Source organism: Amycolatopsis lexingtonensis (genome assembly GCF_014873755.1).
GTDB classification, from domain to species: Bacteria; Actinomycetota; Actinomycetes; order Mycobacteriales; family Pseudonocardiaceae; genus Amycolatopsis; species Amycolatopsis lexingtonensis.
On sequence record NZ_JADBEG010000001.1, the window covers coordinates 6014034 to 6038170 of the forward strand.

Genomic DNA, 24137 nt, shown 5'->3' on the forward strand with positions numbered 1-24137 from the left:
CACCTCTTCGTGTGATGAACGACTGTTCGAAGATCGGTAATCTCGAAGACGTGGACACCAACGACCTCCAGCAAGCCGATGCGGCGGCCCTGACCGACCGCATCGGCTCGCTGCTCGCTGTCGTGAGATCCGCCGAGGCGGAAATCGGTGCGCTGCTGGTGGAAATCGAGTCACGCGGCGCACCGGAAACGTTCGGTTACCGATCGGCCGCCCAGCTGTACGCGCATCTCGCCGACGTACCGAAGGCCACGGCCGACGCCGTCATGAGGCGCGCCCGGGCGATGCATTCCCCAGAGGGCGGCCCCACCGAGTCTTTCGCGCCCGCAACGAAAATCGCGGCGTCGGCCGGGCAGTTGAGCACCCCGATGATCGACGCGATCGTCAAGGTCATGGCGCAGGTTCCGCCCGAGCACCGGGAAGACACCGAGCACCAACTGCTGCTGTCCGCCGCTTCCGAAGCAGGGCACCGGAAGGTCGCGGCGCTGGGTTCCCGGCTCCTGTCCGAGCTGGACCCCGGCGACGCCGAGCCGACCGCCCCCGAGCCCGCCACCCCGCCCCGCAAACTTTCCCTGCGCCGCAAGAGATCCGGCACCTGGGAGCTGTCCGGCCGCTTCGACGACGAGACCGGCAACCGCGCCAGCGCCCTGCTCGACGCCTTGGCCGAGCGCCGCGCCGCCGAAGAGGGCGAAGAGTCCCGCACCTCGCAGGAGCGCTACGGCGACGCCTTTTCCGACGCGATCGACCTGGCCCTCGACTCCCCGGACTTGCCGATGCAGTACGGCGACCGCGTCCAGGTACTGCTGCCTGTTCCCGCAGAGGGTTTCGACACCGCCCAGTCCACACTCGACGACACACCCGCCGCCGAGAACCAGACCCACGCCCACGCCGACGCCGACCCGGTCACTCCCGCCGCCACGGACGAGACAACCGAATCCCCGGCCCCAGGCCGCCTCCGCCGCCTGATCACCACCGGCTTCCGCCACGCGGGACCCGAGCGATCGCGCCGGCGCCTCCCCCACCAGCCACAGCCCACGACTCCGCCGCCAGGGCCGCCACGCCCGGCACCGGATCGCTGGCAGCCCGACACGGCGGCGCACCAACCTCCGGCAGCTGCCTGAGCCACGGTGCAAGTTCAGACCGCTGCCCTGGCACCGCGCTGAGACAACCGTTAACGGGAAAGGCCCGCAGCCACCAGGCTCCGGGCCCACACCCACGCGACGGCCGGGCCTACTCGCCCGTCCCCGCCAGCAACTGGTCGAACGGCACGAACTCCGGCTCGGCAGCCACCGCGGGCCGCCCCGCAGCCAGCGAGGCCAGCTCCGCGCCGGCCTTCTCGATCCGCCGCTGCAGCGCGCCTTCACCGCCGCCCCAGTCGGACGAAGCCGCGTACACGCCCGTCGCGACCGGATCCGCCTTCAGGTACCCAAACAGCGGACGCAGCTGGTAGTCGAGCACCAGCGAGTGCCGCTCGGTACCGCCGGTCGCGCCGAGCAGCACCGGCTTGCCCACCAGCGAATCCGCGTCGAGCACGTCGAAGAACGACTTGAACAGCCCGCTGTAGCCCGCCGTGAACACCGGCGTCACCGCGATCAGCGCGTCCGCACCGGTCACCGCCTCGATCGCCCCACGCAGCTCCGGACTCGGGAATCTGGTGAGCAGGTTCTTCGTGACGTCGAGCGCGATGTCCCGCAGTTCGACGACAGTCACGGAGACCGGCTCACCGGCCGCGGCGACGGTCGCCGCGGCCAGCCGGTCGGCCAGCAACCGGGTCGACGAGGGCACCGAAAGCCCCGCCGTCACCACCGCGAGCTTCATGCCTGGCTCCCGACGAGCGCCGCGGCCTTCAGGGACTCGTGGGTCGGCGCGTCCGGGACGTGGGCCGGGCGCAGCGCGTCCAGTTCCTTGCGCAGCACCGGGACGACGTGCTCGCCGAGCAGATCGAGCTGTTCCAGGACGGTCTTCAGCGGCAGGCCGGCGTGGTCCATCAGGAACAACTGGCGCTGGTAGTCGCCGAAGTGCTCGCGGAAGGTCAGTGTCTTGTCGATGACCTCCTGCGGGCTGCCGACGGTCAGCGGCGTCTGGTCGGTGAACTCCTCCAGCGACGGGCCGTGCCCGTACACCGGCGCGTTGTCGAAGTACGGCCGGAACTCGTTCCAGGCGTCCTGGGACTTCGGGCGGATGAACGCCTGGCCGCCGAGGCCGACGATGGCCTGGTCGGCCTGGCCGTGGCCGTAGTGCTCGAAGCGCTGGCGGTAGAAGGCGATCAGCTGCTGGAAGTGCTCCTTCGGCCAGAAGATGTGGTTGGCGAAGAAGCCGTCGCCGTAGTAGGCGGCCTGCTCGGCGATCTCCGGGCTGCGGATCGAACCGTGCCAGATGAACGGCGGGACGCCGTCGAGCGGGCGCGGCGTCGAGGTGAAGCCCTGCAGCGGCGTGCGGAACTTGCCCTGCCAGTCGACGACGTCCTCGCGCCAGAGCTTGCGCAGCAGCGCGTAGTTCTCGATGGCCAGCGGGATGCCCTGGCGGATGTCCTGGCCGAACCACGGGTAGACCGGGCCGGTGTTGCCGCGGCCCATCATCAGGTCGACGCGGCCGTCGGCGAGGTGCTGCAGCATCGCGAAGTCCTCGGCGATCTTCACCGGGTCGTTCGTGGTGATCAGCGTCGTCGACGTCGAGAGGATCAGCTTGGACGTCTGCGCCGCGATGTGGCCGAGCATCGTCGTGGGCGACGACGGCACGAACGGCGGGTTGTGGTGCTCGCCGGTCGCGAAGACGTCGAGCCCGACCTCCTCCGCCTTGAGCGCGATCCGGACCATCGCCTTGATCCGCTCGTGTTCCGTCGGCGTGCTGCCGTTCGTGGGATCGGTCGTGACGTCGCCCACCGTGAAGATTCCGAACTGCATGACCTGCTCCCTTCGCGAGCACCATCTTACATGCGCGTTCAACTACTTCCAAGCAAGACATATTCCGCCCGTCAATGCCGTAGGGGGCACCAAGTAAGGTCAGGGACATGGACGCGGAGCTCGGTCGGCTGGGTCTGGCAGAACGTTCGGTACGACTTCTCACGGGCCGCGACATCTGGGGCTCGATCACCCCACTGCTCGCGCCTCGCCGGAACCTGGTGGCGGCCTTCGGCCACGTCGGGCCCGGCGCGGCCGCGCTGCTGCCACTGGAACCCGGCGACACGCTGATCACGGACGCGAGCCTGGACACGGTGCTGTCCGGCGCGACGAGCCCGCACGCGCTGCTGCACTGGGTCAAGGCTGGCGTGATCGTGCACTCGCTGCGCGGGCTGAACGCCAAGCTGGTGATCGCGGAGGACGACCCGTCGTTCGTGGTGGTCGGCTCGGCCGACGTCACCGCGGCCGGGCCCCGGCAGCTGTTCGAGGCGGTCACGGTCTCGCACGAGAAGCACACCGTCGAGGAGGCCCAGGAGGCCTGGCTCGACTGGTGCGACCTCGCGGGCCCCGCACTCACGGCGGGCGACCTGGAGCCGCTCCTGGAGCAGTACGGCGCCGGTAAGCCGGTCACGGCGCGCCCCACGACGCCGGCCCGCAGCGCACCCGCCCGCTCGGTGGTGACGAGCCGCCCCGCGACGCCGGTCCGGCCCGCGGCCGCGACGCCGCCTCCCTCGCCGGTGCGCCCGGCACCTCCCGCTTCCCCGGTCCGGCCCGCGGCCGCGACGCCGCCCCCATCGCCGGTGCGCCCCGCCGCCGCCTCGCCGGTGCAGCCGGGCACACCCGCCACCGGCTCGCAGCCCGGCGACCCGGCCACGGCTTCCGACTCGCAGCCCGGCGCTTCCACGCCGTCCGCAGCCGAGGCAGGCACCCCGGCCGCTGAGCCCACCGCCACCCCGACCGAAACCCCCGCGGCCACCGCCGGCGCGGAACCGGTTGCGGCGGCGGCCGAAACCGAAGCCGCCGAACCCACCGACGTCCCCCGGCCCGCCTGGCCCCGTCCGGCCGAGCTCTACCTGGTCAGCCTCGTCGAAGGCGGGGAACCGTCCGCCGAAGCCGAGTACCGCCTGGAGGAACTCGGCCGCGACTACACGCACCCCGGCGAGAACGGCGAATCCCCCTTCCGCGTCGAACTGTTCTGGGCCGACGACGGCCAGGGCCAGGACCCGCCGCGCACCCTCCGCGCCGGCGTGCACGTGATCCGCGTCTACAGCCAGAAACAGGGCCGGGCGCTGGTCGGGTCGCGGATCGAGGCCCCCGGCCTGGTCCTGCACGCCTACGCCGACGAGTTCGCCTACCCCCGGCGCACGTACTGCTACATCCTGACCCGGGAGACGGCGGCGCGGCCGGCGTTCGGCGACCTGCGCAAGGGGCTCGCCACGATCGGCGAGAAGCCGAATTTCCGCAACAGTTTCCAGGTCCCGCGGAAGATCGAAGCCCTGCTGGGCCTGTGGCCCGACCTGGGCTACGACCCCCGCTAGCGGGCGGCGCCCGCCACTCCGGGAGCGGGAGCGCGCGGAACTTGTCGGGGTGGGCGGATATCCTGCACTACGGTGCAGGCGAGTCCGCACCACCACCAGCACTTTCGCGAGCCACGATCCGGGAGAACGACCCTGTGACTGCCGAGACCTTGTACGGGGCCGATGACCTGACCCATCTCGAGGGTCTCGAGGCCGTCCGCAAACGACCCGGGATGTACATCGGCTCCACCGACAGCCGGGGCATCAACCACCTCTTCTCCGAGGTGGTGGACAACTCGACGGACGAAGGTGTCGCCGGCCACGCGACGAAGATCGTGGTCACGCTGCACGCCGACGGGAGCGTTCAGGTGGACGACGACGGCCGGGGCATCCCGACCGGCACCCACGCGAAGTCCGGTTTGTCCGGCGTCGAGCTGGTGCTGACCCGGCTGCACGCCGGCGGCAAGTTCGGCGGCTCCGGCTACAAGACCTCCGGCGGCCTGCACGGCGTCGGTGCTTCGGCGGTCAACGCGCTGTCGCACCGCTTCGACGTCACGGTGAAGCAGGACGGCAAGGTCCACCAGATGTCGTTCAAGCACGGCGTCCCCGGCACGTTCGACGCGCCCGGCCCGAAGGCGAAGTTCACCCGCCGGTCCGGGCTGAACCTCGTCGGCAAGATGAAGCGTGGCGAGCGCAGCGGCACGTCGATCCGCTACTGGTACGACGCGCGCTACTTCGAGTCCGGCGCGGCGCTGGACGTCGAGGGCGTCCGGGCGAAGCTGCGCAACACCGCGTTCCTGGTCCCGGGCGTCACGTACGTGCTGCGCACCGCGATCGAAGACACGATCAACGAAGAGACGTTCCACTTCCCGAACGGCCTGGTCGACATGGTCGACTTCCTGACGCCGTCGGGCGAGAAGCCGGTCTGCGGCACGCTGCTGATCACCGGCGAGGGCACGTACAAGGAGAACGCGGCCGACGCGGCCGGCGTCATGCAGTCCAATGTGGAGCGCCACGCCGAGGTCGAGGTGGCGCTGCGCTGGGGCACCGGCTACGAGCGCACGGTCGAATGCTTCACCAACACGATCCGCAACGTCCACGGCGGCACCCACCGCCGCGGGTTCGACCGCGCGGTGGCGAAGGCGTTGCAGGAGGCCATCTCCAAGACCCGCGGGCTGCTCAAGCCCAAGGAGGACATGCCGACGATCGAGGACGTCCTCGAGGGCATGACGGCCGTGGTGCACGTCCGGCTGCCGGAGCCGCAGTTCACCTCGCAGACGAAGGACGAGCTGTCCACCGCCGGCATCACCCGGGTCCTGCAAAGCATCGTCGACAAGCACGTCAAGGCGTGGACCGAGGACCGCAAGACCAAGTCCGAGGCCAAGGTCGTGCTGCAGAAGGTGGTCGACGCCTCCCGCGTCCGGCTGACCCAGAAGCAGCAGAAGGACGCGGCTCGCCGCAAGACCGCCCTCGAAGGCGCGGCCATGCCGCCCAAGCTGGTCGACTGCCGCACCACCGGCGTCTCGCGCAGCGAGCTGTTCCTGGTCGAGGGCGACAGCGCGCTGGGGTCGGCGCGGATGGCGCGCGTGTCGGAGTACCAGGCGCTGCTGCCGCTGCGGGGCAAGATCCTGAACGTGCAGAAGGCGTCGCTGGGCGACACGCTGAAGAACGCCGAGATCGCGTCGATCGTGCAGGTGCTGGGCGCGGGCACCGGGCGCACGTTCGACCTGTCGACCATGCGCTACGGCCGCGTCATCCTGATGGCGGACGCGGACGTCGACGGCTCGCACATCCGCACCCTGCTGATCACGCTGTTCGCGAAGTACATGCGCCCGGTGATCGAGGACGGCCGGCTGTACGCGGCGATGCCGCCGCTGCACAAGCTCGTCACGAAGGGCCGCAACCCGGAGACGATCTTCACCTTCACCCAGCAGGAGATGGAGACGAAGTTCGCCGAGCTGGAGCGGGCGGGCAAGAACATCGTCACGCCGGTGCCGCGGTTCAAGGGCCTCGGCGAGATGGACGCCGACGAGCTGTGGGAGACCACGATGAACCCGGCCACCCGTTCGGTCCGCCGGATCACCATGGACGACGCCGAGGCCGCCGAGGGCGCGCTGGAGCTGCTGATGGGCGAGAAGGTCGAGCCCCGGCGCAACTGGCTGGTCGCCTCGTCGGACCGGATCGACCGCGAAGCCATCGACGCCTGAGTTTTCACAGCTACCAAGGAGTTCTGCCGTGGCACGCCGCAAGGGCACCACCACCAAGGTCGATCCGAGCGCGTTCGACGCCGCCGGGGCGCAGGTCTTCGAGAACCCGCTGAAGACCGAGATCGAAGACTCCTACCTGGAGTACGCGTACTCGGTCATCCACTCCCGCGCCCTGCCGGACGCGCGTGACGGGTTGAAGCCGGTCCACCGCCGGATCCTGTACTCGATGAACGAGAACGGCTACCGCCCGACGCACGCGTACGTGAAGTCGTCGCGCGTGGTCGGCGACGTGATGGGCAAGTACCACCCGCACGGCGACGTCGCGATCTACGACGCGATGGTGCGGCTGGCGCAGGACTTCTCGCTGAACGTCCCGCTCATCGACGGCCACGGCAACTTCGGTTCGCCGGACGACGGCCCGGCCGCTTCGCGGTACACCGAAGCGCGGATGTCGCCCGAGGCGATGCAGCTGGTCGGCGAGCTCGGCGAGGAGACCGTCGACTTCCGGCCCAACTACGACGGTTCGCTGCAGGAGCCGTCCGTGCTGCCGGCGGCGTTCCCGAACCTGCTGGTCAACGGCACGTCCGGGATCGCGGTCGGGATGGCGACCAACATGATCCCGCACAACCTCGGCGAGGTCATCGCGGCGGCGCGGTGGCTGATCACGCACCCGGCGGCGACGCTCGACAAGCTGATGGAGTTCGTGCCGGGCCCGGACCTCCCGACCGGCGGCAGCCTGCTGGGCCTCGACGAGGTCCGCCGCGCGTACGAGACCGGCCGCGGCGTGGTCCGGATGCGCGCGAACTGCGAGACCGGGCCGCTGGAGGGCAGCCGCGGCCGGCAGGCGATCACCGTCACCGAGCTGCCGTACGGCGTCGGGCCGGAGAAGGTGATCGAGAAGATCACCGACGAGGTCAACAAGTCCAAGCGGCTCACCGGCATCGCCGACGTCAAGGACCTCACCGACCGCGAGAACGGCACGCGGCTGGTCATCGAGTGCAAGGTCGGCGTCAACCCGCAGGCCCTGCTGGCGGACCTGTACCGGCTGACGCCGCTGGAGCAGTCGTTCGGCATCAACAACCTGGTGCTCGTCGACGGCCAGCCGCAGACGCTGGGCCTGAAAGAACTCCTCGAGGTCTTCCTCCGGCACCGCTACGACGTCGTCACGCGGCGGACGAAGTACCGCCGCCGCAAGCGCGAAGAGCGGCTGCACCTGGTCGAGGGCCTGCTGATCGCCCTGCTGAACATCGACAAGGTGATCCGGCTCATCCGCGAGAGCGAGAACGCCGCGGCCGCGAAGGACGGCCTGATGAAGCGGTTCAAGCTGTCGGAGATCCAGGCGACGTACATCCTGGACACGCCGCTGCGCCGCCTCACGAAGTACGACCGGCTCGAGCTGGAGTCGGAGCAGGACCAGCTGCGCGACGAGATCGAGGAGCTGAGCAAGATCCTCGACGACGAGTCGGTGCTGAAGAAGCTCGTCTCGGCGGAGCTGGCGAAGATCGCGAAGGACTTCCCGACCGAGCGCCGCACGGCCCTGATCGACGGCGATCTGAAGGAGGTCCTGGCCGCGTCGAAGCCGTCGGGCCCCCTCGAAGTCGCGGACGACCCGTGCCAGGTCATCCTGTCGGCGACCGGCCTGGTGGCCCGCACGGCGGCGGAGTCGGAGGAAGCGACGGAGACGCGCCGCCGCAACGGCCGCGTGAAGCACGACGCGGTCTCGGCGGTGGTCCACACCACGGCCCGCGGCCAGGTCCTGCTGGTGACCTCGCGCGGCCGCGCGTTCAAGACGGACGTGCTGCCGTTGCCGGTGCTCCCGGAGCAGGCGGGCACGGTCTCCCTGCGCGGCGGCATGGCGGCCCGCGAACTGGTCCCGCTGGAGAAGGGCGAGACGGTCGTCGGCATCGCCCCTCTCGGTGAGCAGGCGGCGGGCTCCCCCGGCCTCGCGCTGGGCACCCGGGCGGGCGTGGTGAAGATCTGCTCGCCGGAGTGGCCGGTCCGCTCGGACGAGTTCGAGGTGATCTCGCTGAAGGACGGCGACGAGGTCGTCGGAGCGACGTGGCTGACGGACGGCACGGAGACCCTGGCGTTCGTGTCCTCGGAAGCATCGCTGCTGAAGTACGCGGCTTCGCTGGTCCGCCCCCAAGGCCTCAAGGGCGGCGGCATGGCGGGCATCAACGTGGGTTCGGGCTCGGTGGTGTTCTTCGGCGCGGTCCGCACGGACGACGACGAACACGGCGAACCCCTGGTGATCACGGCCACCGGGCAAAGCGTGAAGGTGACGCCGTTCAGCGAGTACCCGGCGAAGGGCCGGGCGACCGGCGGCGTCCGGGCCCAGCGCTTCCTGAAGGGCGAAACCGCCTTGCAGGTGGCCTGGATCGGCCCGCGCCCGGCGGGTTCGGCCAAGAACGGCGACCCGGTGGAACTCCCGGAGATCGACGTCCGCCGAGACGGCTCGGGCCACGCCCACCCCGGCCCGGACGTCGTGGGCCACCTGATCGAACGAGGCTGACGCTCGAGGGGTGTTCAGGCGGGCCGCAACCCGCCTGAACACCCACTCAGGCCAGCAGTGCCTTCGCGATGTGCGTCACCTGGATCTCGTTGCTGCCCGCGTAGATCATCAGCGACTTCGCGTCCCGCGCCAGCTGCTCGACCCGGTACTCGGCCATGTAGCCGTTCCCGCCGAACAGCTGCACCGCCTCCATCGCCACCTCCGTCGCGGCTTCGGAGGAATACAGCTTCATCGCCGACGCCTCCGCCAGCGAAGGCCGCTTCCCGGCGCGGGCCTTGGCCACCGCCTGGAACACCATGTTCTGGACGTTGACCCGCGCGACTTCCATCTTCGCCAGCTTGAGCTGGATCAGCTGGAACCGCCCGATCTCCTGACCCCACAGCTTTCGCGACTTGGCGTAGTCGACGCACAGCCGCAGGCACTCGTTGATGATCCCCAGCGACAACGCCGCCACGCCGACCCGCTCGGCCACGAAACTCTCCCGGGCGCTCTCGGCACCCGACGACGACAGCAGCCGGTCGGTGCCGAGCCGGACGTCGTCGAAGAACAGCTCGCCCGTCGGGGACGACATCATCCCCATCTTCTTGAACGGCTTGCCCTGCACGAAGCCTGGCATCCCGCGGTCCAGCACGAACGTCAGCACCGGCCGGTCTCGGACCGGCGATCCGTCGTCCAGCTTCGCGTACACCACCACCGTGTCCGCGAACGGGCCGTTCGTGATGAAGGTCTTCCGCCCGTTCAGCACGTACTCGTCGCCGTCCCGGCGGACCGTGGTCTGCATGCCGCCGAAGGCGTCCGAGCCCGAGTCCGGTTCCGTGATCGCCCACGCGCCGATCTTCTCGAACGTCGCCAGGCCCGGCAGCCAGCGTTCCTTCTGCTCCCGGGAGCCCTTGGCCAGGATCGTCGCCGCGGCCAGGCCCAGCGACACACCCAGCGAGGCCACGATCCCGAGGCTCACCCCGGCCAGCTCGCTGATCGCGATCAGCGCCAAGGTCTCCTGCCCGCCCAGGGAACCCGGGGAAGAAGACTTCGGCGAGGAAGAAAGCAGCTTCGAAACCGCCTCCGCCGCCATGACGTCCAGCCCGAACGCCGCGTACAGCTTGCGGATGATGTCGTACGGCGGCAGCGCGCCGCTCTCCAGCTCGTCCAGGTGCGGCCGGATCTCCTTGGCGATGAAGTCCCGGATCGAGTCGCGGACCAGCAGGTCCGTCTCCGACCACTCGATCACGGGAGCCTCGCCGCGATGTCGTCGATCTCCCACGGGCCGTCCGTCTCGATCACCTTGACGTCGTGCCAGCCCGCCAGCTCCGAGATCGCGCCGCCCTGGACCGCGAACACCTTGCCCGTCAGCGCGCACTTCTCCGAAGCCAGGTAGGCCACCAGCGGTGAGATGTTCGCCGGCGAGAAGGCGTCGAACTCGCCCTCGGCGACCGGTGCCGCGAAGATCGTCCCCATTCCCGGTGTCGCGAGCGTCAGCCGGGTGCGGGCGATCGGGGCGATCGCGTTCACGCGCACCCCGTAGCGCTCCAGTTCGGCCGCCGCCACCAGGGTCATCGCCGCGATGCCCGCCTTCGCCGCGCCGTAGTTGAGCTGGCCGGCGTTCGGCAGGGTGACCCCGGACGCCGACGCCGTGTTGATCACCGACGCCGAAACCGGCGAGCCCGCCTTCGACGCCGACTTCCAGTACGCCGCCGCGTGGTGCAGGACCGCCGCGTGGCCCTTGAGGTGGACCGCGATCACGTCGTCCCACTGCTGCTCGGTGATGCCCGCGACGAACGCGTCGCGCAGGATGCCCGCGTTGTTCACCACGACGTCCAGCCGGCCGAACTCCGTCACGGCCTGCTCCACCAGCTCCGCCGCGCCCGCCCAGGACGTCACGCTCGACGTGTTCGCGACCGCCGAGCCACCCAGCGCGCGGATTTCCGCGACCACCGAGGACGCCGGCCCGTCGTCCGCGCCGCTCCCGTCGTTGCCGCCGCCCAGGTCGTTGACGACGACGGAAGCGCCTTCCCTGGCTAACAGCAGTGCGTGCTCGCGGCCGATCCCGCGGCCCGCGCCGGTGATCAGCGCGACGCGCCCGTCCAATGCGCCCATCAGTTCTCTCCGATCTCGGCGAGGCCGTCCTTGATCACCAAGGTGTCCCCCATGGTGGTTTCGAAGGCGTACGAGCCGGGGCCCGCCGCCCAGATCGACGTCGTCAGGTCCCGGCCCGGAAGCACCGGGGCGGCGAACCGGACGGCAAAGCGGCGCAGCCGGCCGGCCGGGGCCACTTCGGTCAGCACGGCCCACGACGTGAACGCCATCGTGCACAGCCCGTGCGCGATGATCCCCGGCAGCCCGGCCGCCTTCGCGACCTCTTCGTCGAGGTGGATCGGCATCGGGTCGCCGGCCGCCGGGCCGTAGCGGTACGTCTGGTCGTCGTCGACGTGCTGGACGACCTTCGCGACCGGAGCCGAAGAGCGCAGCGCGTCGTTGAAGCGGTGCGAAGGCCCGAGCGTGCCGCGCTGTTCGCCGGTGTCGAAGCCGCGCACGAAGAACGTCACGTACTGCTCGTTCACCAGCTCGCCGGACGCGGACCGGCATTCGAGGTAGACGGTCGCCCGAGTGCCCTTCGGCAGTCCCTCGTAGCCGGTCATCTTCGCCCGCGACACCAGTTCGTCGCCGGGCCGGATCGGGCGGTGGAAGCGGAAGTCCTGCTCGCCGTGCAGCACCCGCCCGAACAGCGACGGCGGCACCACCTCCAGCGCCGGTTCGAGCAGCGACTGGAACACCGGCACGATCGCGAAGACCGGGCTCGCGACGTCCCCCGCGCGGTGGGCCGGGATCGGGTCGTTCGTCGCCGCCGCGTACTCGGCGAGCCGCTCGCGCGTGACGTCGAACGACACCGGCGAAGTCCACTTGTCGAGCCCGGCCGGATCGAACTTCACGCGACCAGCGCCTTGAACTTCTCGAGGGACTCGTCGAGGTTCTTCTTGCCGTCCTTCTCCACGGCCTTGCCGAGCGCGCCGACGATCATCTGGCCGGTGAACTCGGCGTCGATGCTCGCGGCCGAGCCGGACCCGGCCGGTGCCACCGAAAGCGAGAAGCTGATCTTCACCCCGGCCATCCCGGTTCCGGAAATGACCAGCTGGTGAGGGGCGTCGTAGGTGTCGACGGTCCAGGTGATCGTGTTCGCCATCCCGAGCATCGTGACGACTTCGGACACCTGCGAGCCCTGCGAGAACTCCGCGGGGACGTCCCCCTTCCACTTGGTGTGGATGGTCAGCCACTTCTCGAAGTTGTTCGGGTTCGAGAACTCCGCCCACACCTTGTCCGGCGGGGCGGGCAGTTCGACGCTGGCGCTGATCCGGCCCATGTTTTCTCCTAAGCTCGCTGGTAGGCGGTGACGACGGCAGCGCCACCGAGTCCGATGTTGTGCTGCAAGGCGGCGCGCACGTCCGGGACCTGACGCCGGTCCGCGTCGCCGCGCAGCTGCCAGGTGAGTTCGGCGCACTGGGCGAGTCCGGTGGCGCCGAGCGGGTGCCCCTTCGAGATCAGCCCGCCGGACGGGTTGACGACCCAGCGCCCGCCGTACGTCGTGTCGCCGGCGTCGACCAGGTGCCCGCCCTCGCCCTCTTCGCAGAGCCCGAGTGCTTCGTAGGTCAGCAGTTCGTTGGCGGAGAAGCAGTCGTGCAGCTCGACGACCTGGAAGTCCGCAGGCCCCAGCCCGGCCTGGTCGTACACGCGGAGCGCGGCTTGGCGGGTCATGTCATAGCCGACGATGTTCTTCGCGCTGCCGTCGAAGGTGCTGCGGAAGTCGGTGGTCAGCGCCTGCCCGACGATCTCGACCGCGCGGTCCGCGAGGTCGTGGTCCGCCACGAAGGACTCGCTGGCCAGGATCGCGGCGCCGGAGCCGTCCGACGTCGGCGAGCACTGGAGCTTCGTGAGCGGGTCGTAGATCATCCGCGACGCCAGGATGTCGTCGAGCGAGTAGACGTCCTGGAACTGCGCGTAGGGGTTGTTCACCGAGTGCCGGTGGTTCTTCTCGCCGATCTTCGCGAAGTGCTCGGCGGTGGTGCCGTACTTCGCCATGTGCTCCCGGCCGGCGGCGCCGAACATCCACGGCGCCGGTGGGAACAGCACTTCGGAGATCTCCGCGAGGGCCTGGAGGTGGTTGCCCAGCGGCTGTTCGCGGTCGTCGTAGGTCGACGCGAGCGAGCCCGGCTGCATCTTCTCGAAGCCCAGCGCGAGCGCGCAGTCCGCGCGGCCGCCGCGGATCGCCTCCGCTGCCAGGTACAGCGCGGTCGAGCCGGTGGAGCAGTTGTTGTTGACGTTGACCACGGGGATCCCGGTCATCCCCAGTTCGTAGACCGCGCGCTGCCCGGACGTCGACTCGCCGTAGACGTAGCCGACGTAGGCCTGCTGGACGACGTCGAACGCGACCCCGGCGTCGGCCAGCGCCTTGGTCCCGGCCTCCCGGGCCATCTGCGGGTAGTCCCAGTCTTCGCGCCGCCCGGGTTTCTCGAACTTCGTCATCCCGACCCCGACGACGTACACCCTGTTCGCCATGCAACAAACATACAGACCGGCATGTATTTATCAAGACCGGACCGCGGACCCGCAGGTCAGCGGCGGAAAATCAGCCCAGCGGAACGACCGGCCCCGGGTAGCGTGCGGGGTCGAGGCAGCTGCTGAGCCCGTCGACGACCGAGCAGAAGCCCGGCGGCCGCACCGGCGCGTACCCGCCCGGGACGCCGTGGTCCGCGATCAGCTGCCGGTAGGCCGCGACGGCGTCGGTCGGCCGCCGGGTCAGCGCCGGGTCGCTCGCGGCGTCCACTGTGTACAGTCCGAAGCGCGGCTGGTAGCTGCCCCACTCGTAGTTGTCGGTGAGGCTCCAGTAGTTGTAGCCGATCACGTTCACGCCGTCGGCCTTCGCGCGCTGCACCCAGTAGACGTGGTCGCGCAGGTGATCCGACCGCGTGTAGGCGTCGGGCCGCGCGGCGCCGTTGTCGGTCGGCATCCCGTTTTCGACGACGTAGAGCGGCAGGTCCGGGAACTTCCGCGCGTAGTACCGCAGCGCGTAGTAGATCCCGTCCGGCTGCGGGGTGACCTTCCAGAACTCGCCATTGGCCGCGTGCGCGGCGCTGACGTTGTCGAGGCTGGCGCCGTAGTAGTAGTCGACCCCCGCGAAGTCGAGCTTGTCCTTGACGTGGTCCAGGAACGACGCGTCCAGCACGCCCTGCACCGCGGGGATGAAGGCGGTGTTGCTGGAGACGAGCGCGCCCGGGTCCAGCTGGTGGATGAGGTCGTAGGCGGCGCGGTGCACCTGCACCAGCCGCGAGAGCATCCACGGCGCCTTCCACGCGGCGAGCCCGCCGTTGCTGATCTCGTTCTGCAGGTAGACGGTCGGCTCGTTGATCGTGATCCACAGCGCGCCGAGGCCCTTGTACCGGTCGACGACGCGGCGGGCGTTGACGAGCCAGGCATCGCGCGTGCGGTCGCTGTCCCAGCCGCCCTGGTCGGCGACCCAGCCCGGGTAGACCCAGTGGTCGAGGGTGATCATCGGCCGCATCCCGGCGGCGACGACCCGCCGGACGACGTCGTCGTAGTACGCGAGCTCGGCCTGGTCGACCTGGCCGGGCCGGGGTTCGATGCGCGCCCACTCGACGCTGAAGCGGAAGACGTTCACACCCAGCTGCTTCGCGCGGTCGATGTCCTCGGCGTAGCGGTGCCGGAAGTCGACGGCGTCGCGGTAGGGCTCCTTGATCGACGACGTCTTCGCCTGCTCGTAGCGGCGCCAGTTGCTGTCGGGCGCCGAACCTTCCGACTGGTACCCGGAGGTCGCGACGCCCCAGAAGAACGCCGACGACGCGACCGCGGGTGTCACCCCGGCGAGCAGGCCGGCCACCAGGACCAGAACGACGACGAGAGCTCGGCGCACCACAGCACCCTCCTCAGTCAACGTGAAGGTCATTCATGTTAACTGAGGGGGCGCCGTGGCGCACCCTTCTCGTCAGGCGACCTTGAACGACTGAGCGGCGCTGCCGTCACAGGTCGACTGGACCAGCTGGACACTGTCCGCGGTGGAAGCTCCCGGCACCGTCAGGCACTTGCCGCTGTGGCGGACGACGAAGTGGTAGTACCCGCTGCCCTCCGACACCGGCTGCCACTGCTGGTTGTTCCCGCCGCTGTAGGACCACAGCTGCAGGCCGGCGTTGTCCGTCGTCGCCACGTCGGTGACGTCGATGACCTCGGCCGGGTTGGTGCGGTTGTTGATCCGGTCGAAGCCGCCGCTGGTCGCGGCGAACTGGTACTGCTGGGCCGTGGTGCCGTTGCAGGTGTACTGCTGGATCACGGTGCCGTTGGTGCTGCCCGCGGCCCGCGCGTCGACGCACTTGCCGGACGCCTTGTTCGTCACCGCGTACCAGGCCGACGGGTCGATCGTGCCCGGGTCGGTCGGCGTGGTCGAACCGCCGCCGAGCCACTTCAGGCCGTCGAGCACGAACCGGTTCTGGTCGGCGCTCTCGAACGTCGACGACAGCGCGGTGTTCGTCTCGTAGTTCATCGCGTTGTGCCCGAAGTTGGCGTAGAGCATCTTGTAGTTCTTGTTCGTCCACGCGATCGGGTAGTAACCGCTGTACCAGGTCTGATTGGGGTCCGTGCCGATCGGGAACGTGGACTGGTCCATCGACGCCAGGATGGCGATGTTCGGGTTCTGGCGCAGGTCGTTCTGCCAGGCGTACCACTCCGACGTCGACGACTTGATGGTCGCCGGCAGGTTGACCGTCGAGGGGTGCGTGCGGTTCTCGATCTTCAGCGTCTCCGGCGTCGGGCCCCACGTGTTCGACGTGAACCGGCCGGTGCCGAGGAAGTCGTTGTGGAACCAGTTGGCGTACGACGGCGTCGAGCTGTCGTTGTACGCCGTGACGTGGAAGCCGAAGAACCCGCCACCGTTCTGCATGTAATTCTGGAAGCCCTGGAACTGCGCGGCCGACTGCGGCTGGTCGTCGAAGAACAGCACGACGTCGGCCGTCGACTTGGTGATACTGGTGAGCCGGTTCCAGTCGGTCGTCGAGGAGTAGGTGTAGCCGTTGGCCGCCGCCTGCTGGGCGAACCAGACGTTGGCCTCCTTCTCGAAGCTGATGTGCGCGGCGTCGTAGGTGCCGCTGTAGAACGCGAGCACCTTGAACGGTGTCGCGGCCTGCACGGCCGGCGCACCCAGGCTCAAGCCCAGGCAGGCGGCGAAGAAGGCCAGGATTCTGACCAGGGGACGGCGGGGCATGCGATGTTCCTTCCGGTGGGGGACGGGGATCACCAGTGGCGCGGGTAGTGCAGGCCGAAGCCGAACGGGAACAGCGCGGGCTTGCCGTCGCCGGCGTTGATGGGCTGCTGGTCCGCGCTGCGCATCCAGGTCACCGGCAGCTTGCCGGTGGGGTTGTAGTCGCCGAAGAGGACGTCGGCGACACCTTGCCCCTCGCTCCCGGGCAGCCACGACTCGACGAGCCCGGCCCAGTCCGGCAGCTGCGCGCTGACATCCAGCGGGCGCCCGGACACGAGCACGACCACCGTCGGCACGCCGGAGTCCTTCAGCTTCCGCAGCGTGGCGAGGTCGGCGGCGTCCAGCCCCATCCCTTGTGGACGGTCGCCCTTGCCTTCGGCGTAGGGCGTTTCGCCGATGACCGCGACGGCGACGTCGTAACTCGGGTCGATCCCGGTGCCGTCCTTGGCGTAGGTGACCGACGAGGACTTGCTCTCGATACCCTGCAGGATGGTGGTACCCGGGATGACCGGGCCGCTGGTCCCCTGCCAGCCGACCGTCCAGCCGCCGGACTGGTTCCCGATGTCGTCGGCGCTCTTGCCGGCGACGAAGATCTTCTCGTGCCGCTTGGCCAGCGGCAGCACGCCGCCCTCGTTCTTCAGCAGCACCTGGGATTCCCGGACGGCCTGGCGCGCGAGGTCCCGGTGCTGCTTGCTGCCGATCGTGCCCAGGAAGCGCCGGTCGGTCAGCGGGTGCTCGAACAGGCCGAGCTCGAATTTCTTGGTGAGGATGCGCCGGTTCGCGTCGTCGATCCGCGCCATCGGCACGCGGCCGTCCTGGACGAGGGTGCGCAGCGTGTCGATGAACTTCCGCCACTCGTAGGGCACCATCACCATGTCGATGCCGGCGTTGATCGATGCCTCGACCTCTTCGGGGGTGAACCCGCTCTTGCCGTCGATCTTGTCGACGCCGTTGTAGTCCGAAACGACGATCCCGGTGAAGCCGAGCTCCTTCTTGAGGACGTCGTTGATCAGGTACGCACCCGCGTGCATCTTGACGCTGTTCCAGCTGCTGTAGGAGATCATCACCGAGCCGACCCCGCGCTGGACCGCGGCCTTGAACGGCGGCAGGTGGATCGCGCGCAGCTCCTGCTCGCTGATCTCGGTGTTGCCCTCGTTGACGCCGCCGGTGGTGCCGCCGTCGCCGACGTAGTGCTTGGCGGTGGCCAGCACCGAGCCGGGCCGGTCCAGCCGCGGCCCCTGCAGGCCGGTGATGATCGACGTCATTTCGGTGGCCAGCTGCGGGACCTCGCCGAACGACTCGTAGGTGCGGCCCCAGCGGTCATTGCGGGCGACGCACAGGCAAGGCGCGAAATCCCAGTCGATGCCGGTACCGGACACCTCTTCGGCGGTGGCGCGGCCGATCTTCTCGACCAGCCGCGGATCGCGCGTCGCGCCGAGGCCGATGTTGTGCGGGAAGACGGTGGCGCCGTAGAGGCCGTTGTGCCCGTGGACGGCGTCGACGCCGTAGATGAGCGGGATCCCCAACGGCGTGGCCAGCGCGGCTTTCTGGAAGCCGTCGTACATGTCGGCCCAGCTGACCGGCGTGTTCGGGGTCGGCTGGGAGCTGCCGCCGGAGAGCAGCGAACCGAGCCGCCCGGTGGTGACGTCGGCCGGGCTCGTGACGCCGAGCCGCTCGGCCTGCATCATCTGGCCGAGCTTGTCGTCGAGGGTCATCCGGGACATCAGGTCGGCGACGCGGACCTTGACCGGTCGCCAGGAATCCTTGTAGGCCGGGCCGTTCCCGGCGAGGGCGGTGGTTTCCGAAGCCAGCAGCAGCCCGACGGCGAGCGCGCCGATCCCCAGCCTGCGTCCGAGGCCCATTCGGGTCCTCCTCGTCGAGAGACCAAAATTCACGCCTTGAATTAATACACAGCCGAGGTAGTTGGTCCAGACCTCTCAGCGAACTCGGGTGCCGCTGAGCGGGATTGTCCGTTGCGGCCGGGATCTGACCTAATTCGGTTCTACGGTGCCTTCATGACTCGCGAAACCGACGACCTGCTCTCCCTCCTCGCCGAGGTCCGCAAGCGCTTGCTGATCCCGGCCCGCGGCCTCTCCGACGCCGACGCGGCCCGCCGCACGACGGTCAGCACCCTCACACTGGGCGGACTGATCCGGCACTTGGCGACGGGCGAACGCCTCTGGCTCGAGATCCTGCGCAAGGGCGACGGGGAGCTGCCGGAGGGCATGCTCGACACCGAGCAGTACTCGATGAGCGAAACGCTGGACCACTGGCTGGCCGAGTACTCGGCGGCCGCCGCCGAGACCGACGCGTACGTGGCTTCCCTGCCCTCACTGGACATCGAGGCGCGGCTGCCGACGACGCCGTGGTCCCCGCCCGAGCCCCAGTTCTGGTCCGCGCGGCGGATCATCTTGCACCTGATCCACGAGACGGCCCAGCACGCGGGCCACGCCGACATCCTCCGGGAGGCGCTGGACGGCGCGAACTCCACGGCCCAGCTCGCGTGACAGTTCGGGCGTAGGCTGGCGGCCGATGCCGGAAACCCGCCACCCCACGCCCGAAGGCCGTACGCCCGCAGGAAAGGGCCGGCTGCCGCACGGCTTCCACCTCGGCCCCCACCGCCACGCCGACGGCCAGCTGGTCTACGCGGCCGCCGGCGCCTTCGCCACGACGACCGAACGCGGGACCTGGGTCGCCCCGGCCGACCGGGTCGCCTGGACGCCACCCGGGTTCGACCACTCGCACCGCTGCTACGGCCGGACCGACTTCCGGCTCGTCGTCATCCCGGCCGAGCTGTGCGGCGAGCTCGCGGCGCACCCCGGCGTGTTCGCGGTGAGCCCGCTCCTGCGCGAGGTCCTCCTGGCACTGACGGACGAGCGCGAGAGCCGCCCGGGCGCCCATCGGCGGCTGCGCGAGGTCGTGCTCGACGAACTCGCCGGGCCGCCCGAAGAGGCCCTGCACCTGCCCGAACCGCGGGACGACCGGCTGCGCGCCGTCACCGCCCTCCTGCACGCCGACCCGGCGCGGACCACGACGCTGGCCGAGCTGGGCCGCGCGGCCGGGGCGAGCGAACGCACCCTCAGCCGGCTGTTCCAGGCCGAGCTCGGCATGGGCTTCCACCGCTGGCGCACCATCCTGCGCGTCCACCACGCGCTGGCCCACCTGACCGAAGGCCACTCGGTCACCGACACCGCGATGGCGTGCGGGTGGTCCAACCCGTCGAGTTTCATCGACGCCTTCACCGAGGTCGTCGGCCAGACTCCGGGCCGGTACCAGGCCGGGCGCACCCGGCGGCGGTGAATTGGCGGGTTTCCGGTATCCGGTGTCCCCGCACCGGTTGGTGGCGGCCGCCGCCGGGACCACAGTGGACCCATGACCGAACACACCACCGTCGTCGTCATCGGAGCCGGGGTCGCCGGGCTCACCCTCGCGAACCTGTTGCAGCGCAGCGGAATCGACTGCGTCGTCCTGGAGAAGCGGAGTCGGGCATACGTCGAACAGCGGCAACGGGCCGGAACCATCGACACCCGCGGCGTGCGCATGTTCCGCGAGTGGGGACTCGAGGAGGTGTTCGCGAACGACGCCTTGCCGGACGTCGAGGGCGGCTTCTTCCTCGACGGCGAGGAACTGCCGATCGACTTCGCCGAGGACGACGAGAGCGTCTTCTGCCCCCAGCAGGTCCTCGTCCGCAACCTCACGGACGTCTTCCTGCGCGCCGGCGGGGATCTCCGCTTCGAAGCCGACGGCATCACCTTGGCGAACCTCGAAAATCCCGTCGTGCGGTACGCCGACGTCACCATCCACTGCGACTTCATCGCCGGCTGCGACGGCGACCGCGGGGTCAGCCGGACGGCCGTGCCCGCCGGTGCCCTCACCCGCTACTCCCGCGAGTACGGCTACGCCTGGCTGAGCGTGCTGGCCGAGGTGCCCGCGAACCCGTCCGGCATGGCGATCCATTCCCGCGGCCTGGCGGGGATGATCCCGCGCGGCGCGCACGCCAGCCGCGGCTACCTCCAGTGCGCCCTCGACGACGTACTCGCGGATTGGCCGGACGAGCGCGTCTGGAGTGAATTGAGCGCCCGGTTCGGCCGGCCGGTCACGCCCGGCCGGATCGCCGAAAAGCGGTTGGTGCCCCTGCGAAACGTGGTCTACAGCCCGATGCACCACGGCCGGCTGTACCTGCTCGGCGACGCGGCCCACATCGTCCCGCCGATGAGCGCCAAGGGGATCCACCTCGCCCTCTTCGACGCCGAAACCTTCGCGCGCGCCGTCATCCGGCAGGCGAAGGAAGACGATCCGAGCCTGCTCGACGCATATTCGGAGACTTGCCTGGACCACGTCTGGAACTACCAGGCGTTCGCGGCGTGGATCACCGACGTCATGCACGACGCCGGTGACGCCTCCTACGCGGGCGAGTTCCGCAAGCGGATCGCCCGCGCGGAACTGACGCGCCAGTTCACGTCACCCGCCGCGAGCCGCCTGTTCGGCGAACTCGCCGCCGGGGTGAACTAGCGGTCCGAGCGCAGGGAGGCCGGGTCGAAGGACTCCCAGTACGCGTCCTCGTCCTCGGTACTCGGCACGGACGGCGCCGCCGCGGGTTCGGCACCCAGCCGCTCGGCCCGCAGCCGCTGGAACTCCTCGACCGTCATGCCCGGGTCGTCGTCCGCCGCGCGGGCCGGCGCCGGCATCCCCGTCATCTGCTCGATCATGTACGTCATGTCCTCGCCGAGCAGCAAGGCGACCTTGTTGTAGGCGTCCTGGGTCGCTTCCCGCATCGCGGCCTGCGCGACCTCCACCACCCGCGGTCCCAGCTGCTCGCCGAGGTTGATCGCGGACGGCGCAAGCCACAACCGCAAGAGCTTCCCGCGGGCGTCGACGGTCGCTTCGACCTGCCCGTCGACGTCGTGGGCGGTCCCGGAAGCGGCGGCCATCAGTTCGTCCACTTTGGACATGGCTGCTTCGCGGGCCCGGGCCTGCTCGATCAGCTGGCGGGTCGTGATCACCCCGGTCACCTCCCGTACGTGTAGGTGTCGGCGTCCGGGTCGTCGTCCGGGATCGGCTCGTACCCCAGGACGTCCAGCTGCGCCTTGTCCACCACCGGCGCCAGCGCGTGGTACATCCGGTCGCCCGCGCGGCGGGTCGCGCGCTGGGCCAGCTCGAGGATCTGGTCGGCGAGCACCGCCGACCCGTGCCGCAGCGTCGAGCGGTGGATCGTCAGCCCGGTCAGCAGCCCGCCGGGAGCCACCTGGACCTCGATGGTGCCGTCCGGGGACGCCGCCTTGCCCACCACCGGGCCGGAGCGGGCGAAGCGCGCCGAAGCATCGGCCTCCGCCCGCTCCGCCTGCTCGGTGATCCGCGCTGTCGCCAGCTCGATGTCGAAGTCAGCCACCACTCACCCCGTAGGCCGGTAGAAACCGATGAACGACTGTCCCGCGTTCGTGGTGCGGATCTTGCTGATCTGCACCGGGTCGCCCGCCTCGACCATCTGGCCGTCGCCGATCACCATGGCCACGTGGCCGGACCACACGACGAGGTCGCCGGGCAGGAGCTGGTCGATCGAGGGGACCTCCGCGCCGACCGTCTGCTGCGCCGCCGTCCGCGGCAGCTGCAGGCCCGCGTCCTGGTACGACGTCATGGTCAGCCCGCTGCAGTCGAGGCCCTGGCCGCGGGCGGTGCCGCCCCAGACGTACGGCACGCCGAGCTGCGAAAGCGCGTTGCGCACGGCCTTCGCCGCGGTTTCGTTCGGCGCCATGACCTGCTTGCCGCCGGGCAGGTTGATCGCGACGCCGGAGCCGGGCTGCGGCGGGATCGCGACCGGCAGCCGGGGCTTGTGCACGGCGCCGCCACCACCGCCGCCGCCTCCCCCACCGCCGCCGCCCCCGCCGTCCGAGCCGCCGCCGGAGTAGCCGCTGTTGCTGTTGAACGACGAGCCGACCTTCGTCGAGGAAGCGCTGCTCGACGACGTCGTCTGCTCGCCGCCGCCCAGCCGGGTGCCGATGTCGGTCAGCTGGTTGATCGTCTGCTCGCTGAAGGTCGCGGCCTGGCCGGTGAGCTGGGTGATCTTCGTCTGCAGCTTCATCAGGATGTCGCGCGACGCGGCGGCGCGGCTCTCCGGCGGCTGGATCGACTTCACCGCCGCCAGCGCCTTCATCGACGCCGAGATCTCCTTGATGATCTGGTCGCGCACCTGGTCGTTCTTGATCTCGCCGACGTGCAGCGCCTCGGCGGCCTCGGTGACGGCCTTCTCGATCTCGGCGCTCTCGTCGAGGAGGTCCTGGACCTCTTTCTCGAGGCTCTGCGACGTCGCGGTGGCGCGATCGGTCGTCGAGCCCGAACTGGCCGACGTCAGGTTGACGCGCTGCTCGGACGCGACGTCGCGGGTGCGGCCCACCGACGTCTGCAGGGCGTAGTGCGCGTCCCGCGCGCCGCCGATCGCGGCCGGGTCGTGGCGCACCTTGGCGGCGAACTGGTTCGTGGTGTCCAGGCCGTGCCGGACGAGCTGGTCGGCGTGGTGCTCGGTCACGCGCGGCCCGGCCCGAGGTCGGTCCCGAGTCTGCGCACGACGTCGCCGTGCTCGGCTTCGACCGCCGCGTAGTTGCGGTCGGTCTGCCGGGCAGCCTCGCCGACCTGACGCCAGCCGCCGCCGACGCGGTGCATCTTCTCCTGCAGCGCGCGCATCCGGCCGCTGTAGGCCCCCGAGAACCCGGATTCGCCGCCCATTTCCGAGAAGCCGTGGCCGCCGAGCGTCACGTGCGGGCCGACGTGCTTGTCGGCGGCACCCTTGACGTCATCCCCGAGCGGGTCGACTTCGCGCGCGTACCGCGTGTACGCGCCGTCGTCGACGTGAAACCCCGAATGCGAACCGTCCACTGGCCCTCCCTGTCACCGGGGGTGCGACGTGCGCGCGCGACCCCCGGTTCCCCATGGTGCGGGATTCAGCCTAGACCACGGTCCGTACCCGGGTGGGCGAATTGCCCGGAGTCAGCCGGTGACCTTCTTGAGCCAATCGGGGTCCTGCCAGGACACGATCGTGCCGTTCGCGGTGACCGTCGGCGTGCCGAAGCCGCGCTGGCCGCCACCGAAGTCCTGCGCCAGCTTCGGGTCGTTCTCGATCTGCTGGAACGCCGTGTTGAGCTGGTCGTCGTAGGTGCCCGCGTTGACGGTCTGCGCGAACGCCGGGTCGGTGATCCCCACGTTCTTGCCCAGCTCGATCAGCTGCGCCTTGTCGTAGCCGCGCTTGCCTTCCTCGGGCTGGTTCGCGAACAGCGCGTCGTGGAACTGGACGAACTTGCCGGCGTCGGCCGCGGCGAGTGCCGCGTTCGCCGAGTCGAGCGAGTAGCCGGGCGGGCTCGAGCGCTCGTTCAGCAGCGGCACCATGTGGTAGCGGACCTGCAGCTTGCCGTCGTTGACCGCCTGCTCGACCTGGCCCTTGTACTGCTTCTCGAACTCACCGCAGATCGGGCAGAGGAAGTCGGCGTAGACGTCGATCGTGGCCTTGGCGCCCGGCTTGCCGACGGTGACGACCACTCCGTCACGCTTCTGGGTGACATCGGAGGCCAGCGAACTGGTCGTTTCACCGGTGCCGATGGTCTTGCCCTCGGTCTTGTTCCGGTCCGAAATCGTCCAGATCACGCCGCCGATCACGAGCGCGGCCACGACGACCACCGCCGCGATCCCGATGATCCACTTCCGCTTGTCCCCGGACGCGCCCCTGGCCTGGGCCACCGCCTTGGCTCCCCCGGCCTG

The 24137-nt window shown here is 69.9% G+C and carries 22 protein-coding genes; 7 read left to right on the forward strand and 15 right to left on the reverse strand.

Annotated elements, in window-relative coordinates:
* Window positions 1–50: 50 nt before the first annotated feature.
* Window positions 51–1118 carry a DUF222 domain-containing protein gene (locus H4696_RS27055; protein WP_143265031.1) on the forward strand — a complete coding sequence of 356 codons (1068 nt, stop codon included), beginning with the start codon at window positions 51–53 and terminating at the stop codon, window positions 1116–1118.
* A 109-nt stretch (window positions 1119–1227) separates the two neighbouring features.
* On the opposite strand, the gene H4696_RS27060 is transcribed toward H4696_RS27055, so the two are convergent.
* Together H4696_RS27060 and H4696_RS27065 are read right to left on the reverse strand one after the other, a co-directional pair.
* Window positions 1228–1815, reverse strand: a complete 588-nt coding sequence (locus H4696_RS27060; protein ID WP_086858718.1) for an FMN reductase — start codon at window positions 1813–1815, stop codon at window positions 1228–1230.
* Window positions 1812–2900 carry an LLM class flavin-dependent oxidoreductase gene (locus tag H4696_RS27065; protein ID WP_086858717.1) on the reverse strand — a complete coding sequence of 363 codons (1089 nt, stop codon included), beginning with the start codon at window positions 2898–2900 and terminating at the stop codon, window positions 1812–1814. The genes H4696_RS27060 and H4696_RS27065 overlap by 4 nt, the downstream gene beginning before the upstream one ends.
* A gap of 107 nt (window positions 2901–3007) precedes the next feature.
* Here H4696_RS27065 and H4696_RS27070 point away from each other — a divergent pair, with 107 nt between their 5' ends.
* From H4696_RS27070 to H4696_RS27080, 3 genes are all read left to right on the forward strand, one after another.
* On the forward strand, window positions 3008–4435 hold the full coding sequence (locus H4696_RS27070) for a hypothetical protein (protein ID WP_192782563.1): 1428 nt from the start codon (window positions 3008–3010) through the stop codon (window positions 4433–4435).
* Between the two features lie 134 nt (window positions 4436–4569).
* Window positions 4570–6621, forward strand: coding sequence for a DNA gyrase/topoisomerase IV subunit B (locus H4696_RS27075; protein WP_086862669.1), 2052 nt, complete (start codon window positions 4570–4572; stop codon window positions 6619–6621).
* Between the two features lie 28 nt (window positions 6622–6649).
* A complete protein-coding gene (locus tag H4696_RS27080) occupies window positions 6650–9133 on the forward strand; it encodes a DNA gyrase/topoisomerase IV subunit A (RefSeq protein WP_086862668.1) in 2484 nt (827 codons plus the stop codon).
* A 46-nt stretch (window positions 9134–9179) separates the two neighbouring features.
* On the opposite strand, the gene H4696_RS27085 is transcribed toward H4696_RS27080, so the two are convergent.
* From H4696_RS27085 to H4696_RS27120, 8 genes are all read right to left on the reverse strand, one after another.
* Complete coding sequence (locus tag H4696_RS27085) at window positions 9180–10361, reverse strand: acyl-CoA dehydrogenase family protein (RefSeq protein WP_086862667.1); 1182 nt, start codon at window positions 10359–10361, stop codon at window positions 9180–9182.
* On the reverse strand, window positions 10358–11227 hold the full coding sequence (locus H4696_RS27090) for an SDR family oxidoreductase (protein WP_086862666.1): 870 nt from the start codon (window positions 11225–11227) through the stop codon (window positions 10358–10360). Before H4696_RS27090 ends, H4696_RS27085 begins: the two co-directional genes overlap by 4 nt.
* Window positions 11227–12060, reverse strand: coding sequence for a MaoC/PaaZ C-terminal domain-containing protein (locus H4696_RS27095; RefSeq protein ID WP_086862665.1), 834 nt, complete (start codon window positions 12058–12060; stop codon window positions 11227–11229). The genes H4696_RS27090 and H4696_RS27095 overlap by 1 nt, the downstream gene beginning before the upstream one ends.
* Window positions 12057–12488 (reverse strand): type II toxin-antitoxin system Rv0910 family toxin, encoded by a 432-nt coding sequence (locus tag H4696_RS27100; protein ID WP_086862664.1) that lies wholly within the window; start codon window positions 12486–12488, stop codon window positions 12057–12059. The genes H4696_RS27095 and H4696_RS27100 overlap by 4 nt, the downstream gene beginning before the upstream one ends.
* Before the next feature lie 8 nt (window positions 12489–12496).
* Window positions 12497–13681, reverse strand: a complete 1185-nt coding sequence (locus H4696_RS27105; protein WP_192782564.1) for a lipid-transfer protein — start codon at window positions 13679–13681, stop codon at window positions 12497–12499.
* Window positions 13682–13751: 70 nt separating this feature from the next.
* A complete protein-coding gene (locus tag H4696_RS27110; RefSeq protein WP_249027064.1) occupies window positions 13752–15056 on the reverse strand; it encodes a glycoside hydrolase family 1 protein in 1305 nt (434 codons plus the stop codon).
* Window positions 15057–15125: 69 nt separating this feature from the next.
* Window positions 15126–16394, reverse strand: coding sequence for an RICIN domain-containing protein (locus H4696_RS27115; protein ID WP_086861986.1), 1269 nt, complete (start codon window positions 16392–16394; stop codon window positions 15126–15128).
* 29 nt (window positions 16395–16423) lie between these two features.
* Window positions 16424–18253, reverse strand: coding sequence for a glycoside hydrolase family 3 protein (locus H4696_RS27120; RefSeq protein ID WP_086861987.1), 1830 nt, complete (start codon window positions 18251–18253; stop codon window positions 16424–16426).
* A gap of 153 nt (window positions 18254–18406) precedes the next feature.
* Between H4696_RS27120 and H4696_RS27125 the strand changes: the two genes are divergently transcribed.
* The 3 genes from H4696_RS27125 (at window position 18407) to H4696_RS27135 (ending at window position 20903) form a co-directional block, all read left to right on the forward strand.
* A complete protein-coding gene (locus H4696_RS27125) occupies window positions 18407–18898 on the forward strand; it encodes a DinB family protein (protein WP_086861988.1) in 492 nt (163 codons plus the stop codon).
* 25 nt (window positions 18899–18923) lie between these two features.
* The gene (locus H4696_RS27130; RefSeq protein ID WP_086861989.1) at window positions 18924–19691 is read left to right on the forward strand and encodes a helix-turn-helix transcriptional regulator; all 768 of its coding nucleotides are present in this window, start codon (window positions 18924–18926) and stop codon (window positions 19689–19691) included.
* Between the two features lie 72 nt (window positions 19692–19763).
* Window positions 19764–20903, forward strand: coding sequence for a 4-hydroxybenzoate 3-monooxygenase (locus H4696_RS27135; RefSeq protein ID WP_086861990.1), 1140 nt, complete (start codon window positions 19764–19766; stop codon window positions 20901–20903).
* Here the strand turns inward: H4696_RS27135 and H4696_RS27140 are convergent.
* From H4696_RS27140 to H4696_RS27160, 5 genes are all read right to left on the reverse strand, one after another.
* Window positions 20900–21394 carry a YbaB/EbfC family nucleoid-associated protein gene (locus tag H4696_RS27140; RefSeq protein ID WP_086861991.1) on the reverse strand — a complete coding sequence of 165 codons (495 nt, stop codon included), beginning with the start codon at window positions 21392–21394 and terminating at the stop codon, window positions 20900–20902. The genes H4696_RS27135 and H4696_RS27140 overlap by 4 nt on opposite strands.
* A 5-nt stretch (window positions 21395–21399) precedes the next feature.
* A complete protein-coding gene (locus tag H4696_RS27145) occupies window positions 21400–21780 on the reverse strand; it encodes a hypothetical protein (protein ID WP_086861992.1) in 381 nt (126 codons plus the stop codon).
* Between the two features lie 3 nt (window positions 21781–21783).
* On the reverse strand, window positions 21784–22914 hold the full coding sequence (locus H4696_RS27150) for an NlpC/P60 family protein (RefSeq protein WP_192782565.1): 1131 nt from the start codon (window positions 22912–22914) through the stop codon (window positions 21784–21786).
* Window positions 22911–23261 carry a hypothetical protein gene (locus H4696_RS27155; RefSeq protein ID WP_086863949.1) on the reverse strand — a complete coding sequence of 117 codons (351 nt, stop codon included), beginning with the start codon at window positions 23259–23261 and terminating at the stop codon, window positions 22911–22913. The genes H4696_RS27150 and H4696_RS27155 overlap by 4 nt, the downstream gene beginning before the upstream one ends.
* A gap of 111 nt (window positions 23262–23372) precedes the next feature.
* On the reverse strand, window positions 23373–24116 hold the full coding sequence (locus tag H4696_RS27160) for a DsbA family protein (RefSeq protein ID WP_086863948.1): 744 nt from the start codon (window positions 24114–24116) through the stop codon (window positions 23373–23375).
* Window positions 24117–24137: the final 21 nt, after the last annotated feature.